This is a genomic window from Nocardiopsis sp. LDBS0036, assembly GCF_041228755.1.
GTDB classification, from domain to species: domain Bacteria; phylum Actinomycetota; class Actinomycetes; order Streptosporangiales; family Streptosporangiaceae; genus Nocardiopsis; species Nocardiopsis dassonvillei.
In genome coordinates, this window is the sequence record NZ_CP141103.1 from 1499439 (window position 1) to 1513905 (window position 14467).

Consider the following 14467-nt stretch of genomic DNA (forward strand, 5'->3'; position numbering starts at 1 on the left):
AGGAGGGGAGATGGCCGACGAGGAGCGGGCCGCGCGGGACGGGTTCCGCCCGGACTTCGCGGGCGCCGAGCCCAGGTTCGCCGCCGACACCGACGGGCCGGTGCTGCACGTCCCGGTGCTGCGGGGGGACGGGAGCGTGCTGGGCCGCCTCTGGGCTTCGCGGGACGGGGCCGCCGCGGGGTTCCTGCCCGCGCCCGGTCCGGCGGGGCTGAACGCCAAGGGCGCCTGGGTGCGCCGCCTGATCCTGGCCCGGGCCCAGGGGCTGGACGCCCTCGGCGCGCTGGCACGCTGGACCGGGGCCCCTCAGGACGACCGGGCCGGGGCGGTCCCACCGGGGAGCGTGCCCGAGCACGCCGACCGCCTGCTCGGAATCCCTCCCCCTGATCCGGGCGGGGCCCGCGACACCGAGGTGACTGATGGAGACGAGAGGAAGTGAGGACGGCCATGGACGGTGGGAGCTCACCCGAGGACGGGTACCGCACGGACCGGGGTGGGACGGACTCCGAACCGTCCCGCGGGGCCGACGGCCCCGGGGGCTCTTCCCTTGCGCCGGGTGCGGGGCAGGAGGTGTTCGACCGGTGGAGCGACGAGGCGCTGGCCCCGGTGCTGGTCGGCCGCTCCTACGCCCCGACCACGGCAGGTCCCGTGCTGTACCTGCCCGTGCACCGGGACGGCGTCCTCATCGGCTACCTGTGGGCCTCGGACACCGAGGAGGCCAGCGACTTCCAGCCCCTCCTGCCGCCCGACGCGGCGGGCAACGCCGCCCGCGGCTGGTGGACGATGGAGCACGTGCGCCTGCGCGGTGAGGGGCTGACCGCGCTGGAGGCGCTCCGGTCCTGCGCCGGGAGGGTCGACGACCCCCAGGGGGGACGGGTGGACGCCGACGCCCCCGAGTCCCGTGCCGCGAGCCTGGAGGAACTGCGCGCCCTCGCCCGGGGTTGAGGCACCGGCCCCGGGCCTGCTAACGAGTTGGTGCGTGACAGCAGGTGAAGGTCTCGCTGGAGGACGGTGGCATGCTCTGGTCGTGAGTCCCAGCCAGGGACCGGCCACAGCACGAGCAGGCCCAAGCCCACGCGGACAGGGTGCCGCTGTGGTGGCGCACGCACGGCGGACGGCCTCCTCGACCACGGTGCGCGATCAAGGGGGGAGAGTCTCCTCAGGTCTGCTCGTCTCGGTGGCGAAGGGTCCGCGCCAAGGCGCAAGGCCCTGCGCGGCACCCACCCGGACGGGTGACATCCGGGAAAATCCTCTTACACAGGACTTTCAGGGCATAGGCGGCAGGTTTCGGCGTTTCCCGGATGTGGCGGTCCAGGTGTCCCTAGGCTCGCTCGGAACCGTTCCGAGGAGTCCCGATGCCCGCCCTGCCCGAGTCCGGCACACCCCGCCACCCGTACCGCAACCTGGTGCTCCTGTCCCTGCTGACCCTGTCCGGCAGCCGACCCGCGCACGGCCTGCTCGAACACGCGCACCGGCTGGTCACCGGAGCCCTGCCGCGCGGGCGGCGCCGCCCGCGCCCCCAGGCCTACCCCCGGGTGCGCCGCCGGGTGCTGCGCCGCTCCCTGCGCCCGCGCGGTCGGCACCTCAGAGGCGGCGCGGCGGGGCTGCGCCTGTCCCCCGTGGACGGCGCGGGCGGCGAGGCCCGGCTCCTGGAGGGGTTGGACGGCCTGGACCCGCGGGCGCGTGCGGCCTACGGGCTGCTGCGGGTGGAGGGACTGTCCGCCGAGGAGGCCGCCGCCCTGCTCTCCTCGGTCGGCGTGCGCGACGCGTCCGGCGCCGTGGAGCGGGCCCTGGAGGCGGGGGGTGAACACCGGCTCCCCGACCCCACGGTGGTCCGGGTCAGCGGTCGGGGCCCGATCGTGGAACGGCGCGCGCTGGCCGCCGTCGCGGTCCTGGCCGGGCTGGCCCTGGTCGCGCTGTCCCTGGGCACCGCCAGGACGGTCGCGCCCGTGCTGTCCCCGGGCCCGGCGCCGGTGGCCCTGGCCGACGCCCCCGACGAGGGGGTCTGGCGCGAGCGCTTCCGGCTGGACCTGACCGCCTGGCACCCGCGGGGCGACGCGGTCGGCGACGAACAGCTGGTCCAGCGGGCCCTGCGCGCGTGGTCGGCGCACAGCGCCGAGGGCGGCGCGGGTCCGCTGCGGGGCCGGACGGCGCAGGCCGCGGGCGGCGGCGCGGTCCCGGCGCCGCGCGCGCCCCGCCTGGTGTTCGCGGGCGAGGTGGCCGGGGACGAGGTGGTGCTCCTGCACGACGCCCCGTGGGTGGCGCGCTACACCGACGACGGCTCGCACGAGCGGGTGGAGGTGTTCGGCGAACCCGGCAACGGGGTGGCCGACTGGCCCGCCCTGCGCCTGGCAGACACCGCTGAGGGCACCCGTTACCTGCTGCCGCCGTGGGTGACCGAGGCCGCCTCCGCTCCGCTGGGCGGGCAGGACCCGGACTGGACGGACCTGGCGCACGAGGACGGCGTGACCGGGCCCGTGCCGACCGGGGAGCGGTGCGGCGTGGGACCGGCGCTGCGCCTGCGCGCGCCGGAGGTGGCGCACGGGCAGCCCTACACCGCCGTCGACCTGGGCGGTCTGGACACCGCCCACCTGGGGTACATGCCGCCCCCGCCCGGGGAGATCCGTCGCCTGGGCCCGCACGAGGTGCTCGACTCCGACAGCGGCTTCGGGCTGTGGGGGTTGGCGGCCTGCGCCGGGGAGCCGCCCGCCGAACCGGTCCGCACGGCCACGGCCTGGGAGTTCGCCCGTCAGGAACTGCCCGGCGGCGGCACCGGCCGGTGGGTGTGCGTGCGCTACGGGGCCCACGACGGCGGCGGCCTGGCCCGCGCCGTGCTGGTGGCCGACACAGACGGGGGCACCGACACCGTGGTCGCGGGCGAGCGCGAGGGCGGCTGGGAGTGCAGCAACCTCGACCGGCAGGTGGCGGCGGGCGCCTGGTGGCAGGACGGGGACGGCCGGTGGCACTACCTGGCGGCGGCCTCCCGGGAGGCGGACCGGATCAGCGTGCGGGGCGCCGCCAGCGGCAGCGCGGAGGGCGGCGAGGCCCTCGCCGTGGAGGGGCCCGAGGGCGGGGAGCCGCCCGCCGGGGAGGTCGGACTCGTCGCCGTGGACGTGCGCGGGGAGGAGATGACCGTGCTCGCCCGCTGAGCCGCCGGGGCCCCGGGGCCGGCCCAGTCGCGCGCCCGGCCGCCGCGCCGCCGCCCGCGGCCCGGGGAATCCGCCGCCGCGCGGCGGTGGCCGGTTCCGGCCAGCACGCGTGTGCGCGGGCGCCGGAATACCCCGGGCCGCCCGGTGGTATCACTGGTCTGGACTCCCCCGCGCAGACCGGAGCCGACTACCGAAGCGCGACAGGGCCGGGGTTTCCCGGCCCTGGGAACAGTGGACTGCCCGGCCCCGGCCGTAGTGAGGTGTGACCTATGTCGATCTGGTCCCGCGGTGACCGTACCGGAAGGGTCGAGGAAGCCCTTCTGATGCTGGAGGGGCAGGGGATCATCGACGGCCTGGAAATCCTTCCGAGCGAGGCCAAGCCCTACCGCGTGCTCGTGCCCGCGGGCCTGGTCCACATGGACGAGGACGAGGCGTCGATGTTCGCGCTGGGCGCGGTCGTGGGGGCGTTCGGCGCCATAGCCCGCCAGCACGCCTGAGGCCGGGGCCGGCCCCGCCCGGGCCCGGCGCTACCGGGCGGCCTCCGTGCGGCCCATGGTGCGCAGTACCGCGTCCAGGAGCAGGTCCCGGACCATCGCGCGGTGCTCCTCGGTGTGCGCCGCGGTCAGCTCGTTGTTGAACGTGGACAGGCACAGGCCCACCACCATCTCGGCGAGCGGGCGCGCGGGGCGGCCGTCCTCGGGCAGCTCCTCCACGAAGCGGGCGATCTCCAGCGCCTCGCGCACGGCCTCCACCCACGGTTCGGTGCGCTCGCGCCACCAGTCGCGCTGCGGCCCGGGCTCGGAGCCCAGGCCGGAGGCGGCGGCGAGCAGCCCGCCCGACTCCAGCCACAGTCCCGTCCAGGCGTCCACGACGCGGCCCATGTACCCGTCGATGGTCTCCATGCGGCCGAAGGTGAGGTCGAGCCGGGAGGCGAACGCGGCCAGCCGCACGTCCACGGCGGCCTGGAGCACCTGGTTCTTGTGGTTGTAGTACCGGTAGACGGTGGAGCGGTCGATGTCCACGCCCTCGGTGATCTCCTTGTAGGTGATCTGGCTGAAGGGTTTGGCGCGCAGCAGCTCGACCAGGCTGTTCTGCAACTGGAGCATGCGCTGCGCGGCGCGCGGGCTGCCGCTCGTGCTCCGCCCCGCCTCCCTCGGCGCCGCCGTGCCCGACCCGTGCTCCGCCATCTGTCCCCACAGCCCTCGTCGACCGAACCTCCCCCAGCTTGCCGCACCGGGGAGGCTTTCTCCAACACGGCGTTGGGGAGGTCGGACACGTGGTCGCGCGCGGTGCCGCCCGTGCGGGCGGGGCGGGCGGCGGGGGCGGGCCCACCCGGCGCGGTGGGCCCCCTCCCCGCGCGAAGGCGCCGGAGGGCGGCTAACCCTCCCACTGTGTGGCGAGCTCCTGGACCCTGCGGGCGCGGTGCGAGGTCAGGAAGTCGCGGTACCAGTGGTAGCTGTCCTTGGGGTGGCGCTCCAGGCGGTCGTAGTCGACGCGGACCAGCCCGAAGCGGCGGTCGTAGCCGTAGGCCCACTCGAAGTTGTCCAGCAGCGACCACACGAAGTAGCCGCGCACGTCCACCCCCGCGTCGATGGCCGTGGCCAGGGCGCCCAGGTGGTCGCGCAGGTACTCGACGCGACCCGTGTCGCGGACCCGGCCGGTCTCGTCGGGCTGGTCGTCCTCGGCCGAGCCGTTCTCGGTGATGAAGATGGGCGGCAGGTTCGGGTAGCGCCGGTCCAGGTCGATGAGCAGGTCGGCGAAGGTGGCCGGGACCACCGGCCAGTCCATGGTGGTGTGCCGCACGCCCTCGATGCGCACCTGCTCGGTGCGGATGTCCACGGCGGTGCGCGCGGCCGGGTCGGCCTCGCTGTGGGGGGCGTCGCGCAGCATGATGGGCCGGTAGAAGTTGACGCCCAGGAAGTCCAGCGGCTGGCCGATGATGCGCAGGTCGCCGTCGGCCCGGTAGGAGCCGTCGGCCATGCCCTCCCAGACCTCGTCCTCGTTGTCGGGGTAGGCCCCGGCGAAGATGGGGTCGAACCACACGCGGTTGTGCAGGGTGCGGGCCCGCTCCACGGCGGCGCGGTCGGCCTCGGAGTCGGTGGCGGGCAGGAAGTGGTCCGGGTTGAGGGTGATGCCGACCTCCCCGGCGGCGGCCGCGCGCAGTTCGCCGGTGGCCATGCCGTGGGCGAGCAGCAGGTGGTGCGCGGCGGCCAGGGCGGGAGTGCCCTCCCGGGTTCCGGGCGCGTGGCGGCCGACGGCGTGGCCGACGAAGGCCGAGCAGAAGGGCTCGTTGAGGGTGATCCACCGGTTGACCCGGTCGCCGAGGCGGTCGGCGACGATGCGGGAGTACTCGGCGAAGCGGTAGGCGGTGTCGCGGACCCGCCAGCCGCCCTCGTCCTCCAGCGCCTGGGGCAGGTCCCAGTGGTAGAGGGTCAGAGCGGGTTCGATCCCGGCGCCCAGGATGGTGTCCACCAGGCGGTCGTAGAAGGCCAGTCCCTCCGGGTTGGGGCGGCCCTTGCCCGTGGGCTGGACGCGCGGCCAGGCCACGGAGAAGCGGTACAGGTCGACGCCCAGGTCGGCGAGCAGGGCGACGTCCTCGCCGTAGCGGTGGTAGTGGTCGCAGGCGACGTCGCCGCTCTCGCCGCGGGCGACGCGCCCCGGCGTGCGGCAGTAGGTGTCCCAGATGGAGGGACCCCGTCCGCCCTCGTGGACACCGCCCTCGATCTGGTAGGCGGCGGTGGCGGTGCCGAAGAGGAGGCTGGCGGGCAGGGTGGGGTCTTCCATGGTGTTCCTTTCGCGGGAGCGCTCCCAATCGTATCGAAGGTGACCTCCGACACCAATCATCCTTAAGTAATCGAACAAACACCCTGAGAACGCGAAACCCCGGTGTACGGCCTCCTCCCACCGCCTCCGCCCGCCCCGGCCCGGCCGACGGCACGGCTGCGTCACACGGACCGGACGGCCTCCCGTATCGTCGCACTGCACGCGCGCCCCCTCCCCCCGTCGGCCCGCCCGCCCCGCGCGAGAAAGGACCCCATGAGCGACTGGATCGACTACTCCCAGAACCGGAAGATCCGGGAACTGGAGGAGAGTCTGGGCTCGGCCCACTACCAGATGGCCGTCGAACGCCGCAGCATGCGCTCGGAGCTGTCCCGCGTCCGGGGCACCCTCGAACAGAGGCTGGACCGCGTCTCGGCCTCCCTGGACGCCTTCATCGAACTCAGCGACGTGCGCGCCGTCCTGGCGATGTTCGACGGAGCCGCCCTGGCCCGCCACCGCACCCTCCAGATGCTGGACGGCGTACCCCCGGCCCTCCTGGACCTGGAGGACGTCCCCGGCTACTGGCTGGTCCCGGCCGCCCTCGGCCTGCACGCGCTGCTGGAGGGCGACACCGACACCGCCCGCGTCCGCTTCGACGAGGCCGCCCGGCGCGACGCGGAGCGCGCGGGCCACTTCGCGGCGCTGGCCACCGCCCTGACCAGCGCGGGCCACGCCCGCGCCATGGACACCGCCGCGACCGCCGACCTGCTCCCGCACCTGCCCTCCCCCGCCGAGGAGGTGACCCGGGGCCAGCGCGCCCTGTGGCTGCTCACCGCCGACGGCTCCTTCGGCGACGACGCCCGACAGCACCTGCTGCTGTCCACGCTGCGCGCCTGGTCCGAGGCCCAGGTCAGCGTCCCGGCCTCCGCGGGCCTGTCCGCCCTGGCGGCGGACGCCCCCGGCTCCCCGGCCTCCGGCGCGGGGAAGCCCGGCGCCCCGGCCTCCCGGGGGAAGCGGACCGGCGGTCTGGCCGGGCGCGCCGAGGCCGCGCGGCGGATCACCGCGCTGCGCGAGGGCGTCGCCCGCGTCGTCGCGCTCGACGGGCAGGACACCTCCGCCGCCGCGCTCGCCCCCGACGAGGTCAGCGCGGCGTTCCTCAACGAGACCCTGCGCCTGCTGGTGGAGGAGGGCAGCCCCGAGGAGGCCCCGCTGCTGGCCCGCGCCCGCGAACTGCGCGCGGTCATCGAGAGCAGCGGCGAGGGCGCGGCGCCGCGGCGGTGGACCGACCCCGTGGGCACCGTCGCCTCCCTGCTCGGCGACGACCTGGTCCGCCGGGACGGGCCGCCCCACCGCCGCACCTTCGCCCTGGCCCTGCAGCGCTCGGCCGTGGCCGAGCGCGCCGAGGAGTTGGTGCGCGAGGCCGCCGCGCCGGTGGAGGACTCCACGACCCTCCAGGCGCAGGGCGTGCGGGTGACGGTCTCCTCCCACGGCGCCGAACCCCGGGAGCTGGAGCGCGCCCGCACCCAGCTGCGCGAGCGCTGGCGCGACACCGGCCCCGCCCGGACCTACGCCTGGGGCCTCCTCGCCATGGCGGCTCTGCTGGCGCTGCTGGGGCTGACCTCGGGCAGCGGCCTGGTCTGGTTCCTGTGCGTGGCCGCCGCGGCGGGCGCCGGGGTCGCGCTGGTGATCGACCGCTCCAGGCGCGCCGAGGCCCGCGACACCGCCGAGGCGACCGTGCGGCGGCTGGACGTCCAGGTCGCCGAGACCGCCGAGAAGTGGCGCGAGTCGCTGCTGGCCTCGGAGGAGCACGCCGTCACGGCCAGGCACGAGGCGGGACGGATCGACCGCCTGCTCGACACCGGAGAGAAGTAGAGGACACGAGGGGACATGGGACTGTTCTCCGCGCGGACCAGGCTCCGCAGCGACCCGCAGGGGTTCTTCCAGGGCCCGATGGCGCACGCGCTGGCCTCCGGCGCGCACATGCCCACGGCCAACGGCGGGGTGTGGAACGCGGTGCACTCCTCGTGCTCGTGCTGCGACGCCCAGGACGAGCGGGACAAGCTCCGCGACTCCTGGGGCATCACCGACCACGCGGGCTGGGACCGGGCGCTGCGCCGCCTGACCGACGACGCGCGCTCCCCGACGGCGCTGTCGATCGTGCTGGACCTGCGCTCCCTGGCCATGGCTCAGGCCCCCGGGTGGCCCTTCGACGCGGGTGTCTGGCCGGACCTGATCGTGCGCTGGTGCCAGGAGCGGAACGCCGCCCCCGGCCTGTACGAGGAGCTCGTGACGGCGGCCGCGCAGGTCTGGGAGTACGAGGAGCGCATGGTGCGGGACGGGGTGCTGCCCCCGGGCACGCCGGTGCGCACGGTGCGCGCCTACGACTTCGGACGGGCGGTCAACCTCGCGCGGTGGGGCGTCAACGCCGGGTACGCCGACGAGCGCGCGGCGCACGCGCACATCCTGCGGGCGGGCGCGCAGTCCATGCGCTACCACGGGTCGTGGCAGGAGATGTCCGCCGGGTTCGTGCTGGGACGGGCGATGGCCTTCGACGAGGGCGCGTTCGGCCCGTACTACACCGACTCGGTGCGGGCGCACGCGGTGCTGGCCAAGGACCCGCAGAGCCCGTGGCTCCACCTGCCCTGGCGCATGTGAGGGGCGGTGCGGGTCAGGCGTCTCCGTCCACCGGTCCGGCCACGAGCAGGCGCATCTCCAGCGGCAGGTCGCGGATCCCCCGGGTGGTCAGCCCGGCCGAACGCAGCAGCGCCTCGTACTCGCGCTCGGTGCGCTCGGCCCCGGTGGTCATCACCATCATGTGCGCGTCCAGGACGGCCGTGAGCCAGGGGGCGCCGTCGTCGGGCAGGACGCGTTCGGCGATCAGCACCAGCCCGTCGGGGGCCATCGCCTCGCGGCAGTTACGCAGCACGGCGCGGACGTCCTCGTCGGACCAGTTGTGCAGGACCCGGCTGAGCAGGTAGACGTCGGCGTCCCGGGGCACGCCCCGGAGGAAGTCGCCCTCCACCAGCTCGCACCGCCCCGCCTCGGCGTACGCGCCGAGGCGGGCTCGGGCGGCGGCCAGCGCGGGCGGGCGCTCCACGAGCACCCCGCGGGTGTGCGGAGCCCGGGCCAGGACGGTGGCCAGCAGCTCCCCGTCCCCTCCCCCGAGGTCGACCACCGTGCGGGCGCCGGTGAAGTCGTGGACGTCGGGGACGGCGGTGGAGAAGCGGCCGCTCGCGGCCATCCCGGCCGTGTAGCGCGCCGCGTCGCCGGAGTGGCGCTCCAGGTGGGCGAACACGTCGGTGCCGTGGGCGGCCTCGAAGGCGGTGCCGCCGGTGCGCACGCTCTCGCCCAGGCGCGCCCACGCGGCGGTGAACATGTCGCTGTCGTAGAGCAGCGCCAGGTCGGCCATGCCCGAGGGGTGGTCCCGGCGCAGGGCGGCCCCGACCTCCGTGGGCCGGTAGCGCCCGTCGCGGTGCTCCACGACCCCCACGGCCGCGAGCAGGCGCAGCAGGCGTCCCAGCCGGTCGGGGTGCAGGTCCAGTTCGGCGGCCAGGGCCGCCGCGTCGGCGGCGCCCCCGGCGAGGCGGTCGAGCACGCCCAGTTCGACCGCGGTGGCCACCGCCCGGGCCACCCACGGCCCGGTCATGAGCCGCAGCACCTCGCGCTCGGCGGATCCGTCCCCCGTCATCCCCACCTCCGTCAACAGGCTCTCAGAGCCAACCGTTGCGACGGAAGACAAGGTAGAGGCTCAGGCTCGTCAGCGCCATGAGGGCCAGGGACAGCGGCCAGCTGAACGCCCAGTGGTAGTCGCCGCCCGGGGAGATGTTCATGCCGTAGACGGAGGAGATGAGGGTGGGCACGACCAGGATGCCGCCCCAGGAGGAGACCTTCTTCATCGCCTCGTTCTGCGCCTGGTCGATGAGGGCGCTGTTGACCGACATGATGTTCTGCAGCAGCTGGCGGAAGCCGTCCACGCGCTCGCGCACGGCGGCGACGTGGTCGGCGACGTCGCGCAGGCGGTGGTGCAGCTCGCCGCGCCGTTCGGCGGGGATGCGGAAGGGGTCCGCGGAGGCGAAGCCCTGGCGGCGCGCCGGGGGGCGGGGCCCCTCCGGTTCGACGAGGGCGTCGGCGAACGGCCGCGGGTCCGGTGGACCGGGGCGTTCGGGGTCGTGGGCCAGCGGCCCCATGAGCCTGTCCAGGACGGTTCCGAGGGGTTCGACGGCGCGGGAGAGCAGGATGACCTCGCGGGCGAGGCGGTAGGTGCGCCGGGAGGCCCGGGAGTCGCCGCCGAAGACCTGGTTCTCCACCTCGTCGATGTCGTCCTGGAGTTCGGAGACGACGGGCGCGTAGCCGTCCACGACCAGGTCCAGGACGGCGTGGACCACGGCCAGGGTCCCGTGTGCCAGGAGGCGGGGCTCGGCCTCCAGGAAGTCGCGGACGCTCTCGAAGTCCACCTGTTCGGTGTGGCCGATGGTGACCACGAAGTCCCGTCCCGCGAAGAGGTGGATCTCGTCGACCTCGACCGACTCGCGCACGGTGTCGTAGCGGGCCGGGCGCAGCACGAGGAAGAGCACGCCCCGGTAGACCTCGGCCTTGGGGCGCTGGTGGGCGACGATGGCGTCCTCCAGGGCCAGGGAGGGCAGGCCGAAGAGGCGGGCGACCTCGGTGAGCTGGTCGCGGGCGGGGGCGGTCATGCTGATCCAGGCCATGAGGTCCGGATCGCGCTCGGCGGCGCCGCGGGCCTCGGCGACGGTGTCGGTCTCGCGCTCGCGGCGCCCGTCGCGGTAGAGGACCGCGCGGACCGGGCCGGGCGAGCCGCGCTCGGGCAGCGCGGCCCTCCTGCGGCCCAGGTCCATGATGCGTTCCGGCGCGGAGTCGCTCATACGTGGTCTTCCCCTCCCGTGCGTGGTCGGACTGCGCGCCGCCCTGTCGGCACCGGACCGGCGGGCGAGCGCTCTCAGGAGGGACTGCCCCGAACGGGGCGGGGCAGTCCGGCCGGGGCCGTCCTCCACCGGGGAGGGCGCGGCGGCGCCGGGTCCCGGACGGGGCCCTCAGCCGCGCAGCCCCGAGGCGCGGACCGTGATGTTGAGCCGCCCGTCCAGTCCCAGGGCGGGCGGCGCGGTGCCGGGCCGGGTGCGGGGGACGCCGTGGTAGGCCATGCGGGAGGGGCCGCCGAAGACGAACAGGTCCCCGCTGCGCAGTTCGACGTCGGTGTGGGGGCGGTTGCGGGTCTCGGTGTTGCCGAAGCGGAACACGCAGGTGTCGCCGAGGCTGAGGGAGACCACGGGTTCGCCGGAGAGCTCGTCGCGGTCCTGGTGCATGCCCATGCGCGCGTCGGCGTCGTAGAAGTTGACCAGGGCGACGTCGTAGGGGTCGGCGTCCGGGCCGGGAGGGGTGCCGTAGGCGGCCTCCACGGCCCGGGCGGCCAGGTCGCCGAGCAGGTCGGGGAAGGGCTGGACGGGTGTGCCGTCGGGCAGGAGCCGGGCGTAGGAGTAGGCCTGCCGGTGCCGGGAGGGCCCGGGGCCCCGCCGCTCGGCGTGGGGGTTGGGCCCCGGTGACCAGTGCCAGCCCAGACTGACCATGCGCACGCTCATCACCCCGCCGCGCGGCATGGTGTGGCGGCGCATCCCGGCGGGCCCGCGCGCCCAGTCGCGGCAGCGCCGGACCAGGTCGGCCTGTTCCTCGGGGTCCAGCCAGCCGGGCACGTGCACGGCGCCGGGCGCCACCTGCGCGGGCGGGCGGTCGAACAGCGCGTCGCTCATGGGTCCCATGCTGCCCCGCGCGGGCGGTGGGCGCCAGCGCGGGGCGGAGCGGGTCAGCGGCGCAGGAGTTCGCGGACGTTGACCACGAGCAGCAGCACCACGATCACCGCGACGGGGACGGTGATGGCGATGCGCCAGTTGACCACGAACGCGGCCACGACCCCCACGACGAGTCCGACGACCACCGCGATGACCGCCAGCCCGATGAGGTACTGGACGAACTTGCGGCGGGCCACGGAGTCGACGGCGGCGAAGACCACGACCACGCCGATCATCGCGTAGAAGGTGTACTGCCCGTTCAGGACGAACATGGGCAGCGCGAGCGAGATCAGCAGGAGCGGGGTGCTCAGGGCCACCCACAGGTGCAGGAAGCGGGTGGAGCGCTGCGTCCCCGAGGAGTAGGGCAGGTGCGGGGCCTTGAGGTGCCCGGTGGGCGAGGGCACCAGCGGGGTGTCCGCGGCCAGGGCGCGCAGGTGGGTGTCGCGCTCGTCGGCGGTCAGCACGCGGGTCTCGTAGACCTCGCCCAGTTCCATCTCCAGGGCGGCGATGCGCTCGGCGTACTCGCGGGCGCGGGGCCGGGAGTGGGCCTCGCGCTCCAGGACGATGCGGGCCGAGTGGAGCTGGCGCAGGCGGTCGCGGCGGCTGATGACGTCGGCGTCCAGGGTGCGCAGCCGATCGTCCAGGGCGCGCACGTGGGCGCGCAGCTCGGCGCGGGCGGCGGGTTCGGTGGGGGCGACCTTCTGTAGGCCCACCCAGGCCAGCGGGTCGGCCCAGGAGCGGCGGATGGTGCCGTCGCGCTCGTAGCGCGGGCCGCTGGGGGCGCGCTCGCCGTCGAAGAAGTCGCCGGTGTCGCGTCCCCACAGGCCGCGGTACCCCGTCAGCCAGGGGGTGTCGTCGTCGATGAGGACGGCCGACCACTCGCGGTCGCCGCCGGGGCCCAGACGCATGCCGTCGCCGCGGGCGTAGTCGACGAAGGGGACGCCGATGCCGTGCCGGTTCAGGACGCTGTCGGCGCGGAAGATGCGGTGGGTGATCCACCGCCAGGCGCGCATGGGGCCGCGCAGGAAGGAGGGGTCGACCTGGATGAGGTAGTCGCCGGGGAGCATCTGGTGGGAGTGCGACCCCGCGCCGACGTAGACGATGGGGTGGTCGCCGTCCCGGTGCAGGTCGGGGTCGGCCCAGCTGCGGCGCAGGTCGTCGCCGTGGTACTCGTGCGAGGAGGCGCCCACCCAGACGGGGCGGGTGGTGCCGTCGGGGTTGTCCACGACGTAGACGGTGACGCGCTCCCAGTCGGCCTCGTGGTCGTTGACGCCGCCGTAGATGGTCCGCCAGTCGTTCATCGCGTAGAAGAACCAGTACTGGAGGATGGTGTAGCCGCCCTCGCGGGTGACGCGGCCGTAGTAGGTGACGCCGCCGTTGTCGACGCGCTCGCGGTAGCGGGTCACCGCGGCGAAGGTGAGGCCGCCGGGGACGGCCCCGCGGATGAGCAGGGAGAGCTTCATCAGGATGTCCAGGACCCGGCCCAGGACTCCGACGGCGGCCAGGCGGCCGCTCTTGGGGATGACGGTGCGGGCCACGCCCTTGTAGCGGCGGGCCTCCTCGCGCAGGGTCTCCTCCTGGACGAAGCGCAGGTGCTTGTGGCGTCCGGGCCACTCCGCCTCGGCCCGGCCGAGGCGGTCGAGGGTGAGTTCCCCGGCCGGGACGAGGCGGCGTTCGCCGCCGCCCGGCTCCTCGATCCACAGGCTGCAGTTGCGTACGTAGGCGTCCACGTCGGTGGGGAAGAAGAGCTCCCCCTTGGTGCACATGAGCACCGGTTCGTAGGCGCGGAGGAGTTCGAGATCAGATTTCGCGGCCATGGTTCGCACCAAGCTAGTGCATTCCGGAGACGCTCCGTACCGGCGCGGCGAAGTGACGCGAGTGACGGATGTCGCTTGTGGGACGGGGCTTGCGCGTGCGTCCCAGTCTCGCCTTCCAGAGAGTCAATCACTTGCCAAGTTGGAAAGTGAGTGCCATGCTGACAACAGGTTGAGCGAACGGAGAACGGCATGCGCAGGAACGAGGCGCTGGACGCGCTGGAGCGGGCGGAGACGGTGGGGACGCGGACTCGCTCGCGGGGCGGGTGGTACGCGGTCTACGGCGCGGTGTTCGGCGTCGCGACGCTGTCCCTGGTGCTGGTGGTGGGCCTGTTCCCCTCCCCGTGGGCCATCGCCGCCTCCACCGCCGGGTTCGGGGCGGCCATGGCGGTGATGACGGTGTTCGCCGTGCGCCAGCCGGTGCAGCCGCGGGGGTACGCGTCCCTGCACCTGTGGACGATGGGTGTGTGGGGCGTGCTGTACGCGGTCGCCCTCTTCGTCGGCATGTACGCCTTCCCCGGGGAGCCCGCCTGGTGGGTGCCCGCAGCCCTGGCCTGCGCTGCGCCGCCGCTGGCGGCGGCCCACGTGTCCCTGCGCCGGAGCAGGAGCGCCTGATGGAGCACCCCCGCGGCAGGCTGGACGAGGTGATCCACTCCCCCGTGCGCTTCTCGGTCGTGGCGGCGCTGGCCGCCGTGGACCGCGCGGAGTTCCGCTTCGTGCGCGACACCGTGGAGGTCTCGGACTCGGTGCTGTCCAAGCAGGTCACGGTGTTGGAGAACGCGGGCTACGTGAAGGTGCACAAGGCCGCGGTGGGGCGGCGCACCCGCACCTCCCTATCCTTGACCGCTGAGGGGCGGGCCGCCTTCGACCAGCACGTCCGGGCGTTGCGCGAGATCGCCTCGGGAACCCACGTCCGCGTCCCCGAGTCCGAGTGACCGCGGTCCCC

14 protein-coding genes are annotated in these 14467 nt (G+C 74.9%); 8 read left to right on the top strand and 6 right to left on the bottom strand.

Translation table 11 applies throughout. The features are described from left to right. Nucleotides 1–10: 10 nt before the first annotated feature. From UIS43_RS06260 to UIS43_RS06275, 4 genes are all read left to right on the top strand, one after another. On the top strand, nucleotides 11–436 hold the full coding sequence (locus UIS43_RS06260) for a hypothetical protein (RefSeq protein ID WP_013153555.1): 426 nt from the start codon (nucleotides 11–13) through the stop codon (nucleotides 434–436). Nucleotides 437–567: 131 nt separating this feature from the next. Next, nucleotides 568–942 carry a hypothetical protein gene (locus UIS43_RS06265; RefSeq protein WP_231972682.1) on the top strand — a complete coding sequence of 125 codons (375 nt, stop codon included), beginning with the start codon at nucleotides 568–570 and terminating at the stop codon, nucleotides 940–942. A gap of 410 nt (nucleotides 943–1352) precedes the next feature. Beyond that, nucleotides 1353–3146, top strand: coding sequence for a hypothetical protein (locus UIS43_RS06270; protein ID WP_358454666.1), 1794 nt, complete (start codon nucleotides 1353–1355; stop codon nucleotides 3144–3146). Between the two features lie 269 nt (nucleotides 3147–3415). Continuing rightward, nucleotides 3416–3643 carry a hypothetical protein gene (locus tag UIS43_RS06275; protein ID WP_013153558.1) on the top strand — a complete coding sequence of 76 codons (228 nt, stop codon included), beginning with the start codon at nucleotides 3416–3418 and terminating at the stop codon, nucleotides 3641–3643. Between the two features lie 30 nt (nucleotides 3644–3673). On the opposite strand, the gene UIS43_RS06280 is transcribed toward UIS43_RS06275, so the two are convergent. Beyond that, nucleotides 3674–4252, bottom strand: a complete 579-nt coding sequence (locus UIS43_RS06280) for a TetR/AcrR family transcriptional regulator (RefSeq protein ID WP_041553152.1) — start codon at nucleotides 4250–4252, stop codon at nucleotides 3674–3676. Nucleotides 4253–4523: 271 nt separating this feature from the next. Beyond that, nucleotides 4524–5930: a GH1 family beta-glucosidase gene (locus tag UIS43_RS06285; protein ID WP_013153560.1), complete on the bottom strand. Its 1407-nt coding sequence runs from the start codon at nucleotides 5928–5930 to the stop codon at nucleotides 4524–4526. A 252-nt stretch (nucleotides 5931–6182) separates the two neighbouring features. Between UIS43_RS06285 and UIS43_RS06290 the strand changes: the two genes are divergently transcribed. Beyond that, complete coding sequence (locus UIS43_RS06290) at nucleotides 6183–7778, top strand: hypothetical protein (protein WP_358454663.1); 1596 nt, start codon at nucleotides 6183–6185, stop codon at nucleotides 7776–7778. Nucleotides 7779–7793: 15 nt separating this feature from the next. After that, complete coding sequence (locus UIS43_RS06295) at nucleotides 7794–8561, top strand: DUF1266 domain-containing protein (RefSeq protein ID WP_013153562.1); 768 nt, start codon at nucleotides 7794–7796, stop codon at nucleotides 8559–8561. Nucleotides 8562–8574: 13 nt separating this feature from the next. On the opposite strand, the gene UIS43_RS06300 is transcribed toward UIS43_RS06295, so the two are convergent. The 4 genes from UIS43_RS06300 to UIS43_RS06315 form a co-directional block, all read right to left on the bottom strand. Then, the gene (locus tag UIS43_RS06300; protein ID WP_370012742.1) at nucleotides 8575–9594 is read right to left on the bottom strand and encodes a methyltransferase; all 1020 of its coding nucleotides are present in this window, start codon (nucleotides 9592–9594) and stop codon (nucleotides 8575–8577) included. A 22-nt stretch (nucleotides 9595–9616) separates the two neighbouring features. Beyond that, nucleotides 9617–10789 carry a magnesium and cobalt transport protein CorA gene (locus UIS43_RS06305; protein WP_370012743.1) on the bottom strand — a complete coding sequence of 391 codons (1173 nt, stop codon included), beginning with the start codon at nucleotides 10787–10789 and terminating at the stop codon, nucleotides 9617–9619. 168 nt (nucleotides 10790–10957) lie between these two features. Continuing rightward, a complete protein-coding gene (locus tag UIS43_RS06310) occupies nucleotides 10958–11668 on the bottom strand; it encodes an alpha-ketoglutarate-dependent dioxygenase AlkB (RefSeq protein WP_370012744.1) in 711 nt (236 codons plus the stop codon). Between the two features lie 53 nt (nucleotides 11669–11721). Next, entirely contained in the window at nucleotides 11722–13524 is a 1803-nt protein-coding gene (locus tag UIS43_RS06315) for a hypothetical protein (protein ID WP_013153566.1), read from the bottom strand. Between the two features lie 189 nt (nucleotides 13525–13713). Between UIS43_RS06315 and UIS43_RS06320 the strand changes: the two genes are divergently transcribed. Together UIS43_RS06320 and UIS43_RS06325 are read left to right on the top strand one after the other, a co-directional pair. After that, entirely contained in the window at nucleotides 13714–14136 is a 423-nt protein-coding gene (locus UIS43_RS06320) for a hypothetical protein (protein ID WP_013153567.1), read from the top strand. Continuing rightward, nucleotides 14136–14456, top strand: coding sequence for a transcriptional regulator (locus UIS43_RS06325; protein ID WP_013153568.1), 321 nt, complete (start codon nucleotides 14136–14138; stop codon nucleotides 14454–14456). Before UIS43_RS06320 ends, UIS43_RS06325 begins: the two co-directional genes overlap by 1 nt. The last annotated feature ends 11 nt before the right edge of the window (nucleotides 14457–14467 follow it).

Coding starts and splice junctions, on each gene's coding strand:
- UIS43_RS06260 (WP_013153555.1), top strand. CDS start 11: ATGGCCGACGAGGAGCGGGCCGCGCGGGACGGGTTCCGCCCGGACTTC.
- UIS43_RS06270 (WP_358454666.1), top strand. CDS start 1,353: ATGCCCGCCCTGCCCGAGTCCGGCACACCCCGCCACCCGTACCGCAAC.
- UIS43_RS06275 (WP_013153558.1), top strand. CDS start 3,416: ATGTCGATCTGGTCCCGCGGTGACCGTACCGGAAGGGTCGAGGAAGCC.
- UIS43_RS06280 (WP_041553152.1), bottom strand. CDS start 4,252: ATGCTCCAGTTGCAGAACAGCCTGGTCGAGCTGCTGCGCGCCAAACCC.
- UIS43_RS06285 (WP_013153560.1), bottom strand. CDS start 5,930: ATGGAAGACCCCACCCTGCCCGCCAGCCTCCTCTTCGGCACCGCCACC.
- UIS43_RS06290 (WP_358454663.1), top strand. CDS start 6,183: ATGAGCGACTGGATCGACTACTCCCAGAACCGGAAGATCCGGGAACTG.
- UIS43_RS06295 (WP_013153562.1), top strand. CDS start 7,794: ATGGGACTGTTCTCCGCGCGGACCAGGCTCCGCAGCGACCCGCAGGGG.
- UIS43_RS06300 (WP_370012742.1), bottom strand. CDS start 9,594: ATGACGGGGGACGGATCCGCCGAGCGCGAGGTGCTGCGGCTCATGACC.
- UIS43_RS06305 (WP_370012743.1), bottom strand. CDS start 10,789: ATGAGCGACTCCGCGCCGGAACGCATCATGGACCTGGGCCGCAGGAGG.
- UIS43_RS06310 (WP_370012744.1), bottom strand. CDS start 11,668: ATGAGCGACGCGCTGTTCGACCGCCCGCCCGCGCAGGTGGCGCCCGGC.
- UIS43_RS06315 (WP_013153566.1), bottom strand. CDS start 13,524: ATGGCCGCGAAATCTGATCTCGAACTCCTCCGCGCCTACGAACCGGTG.
- UIS43_RS06320 (WP_013153567.1), top strand. CDS start 13,714: ATGCGCAGGAACGAGGCGCTGGACGCGCTGGAGCGGGCGGAGACGGTG.
- UIS43_RS06325 (WP_013153568.1), top strand. CDS start 14,136: ATGGAGCACCCCCGCGGCAGGCTGGACGAGGTGATCCACTCCCCCGTG.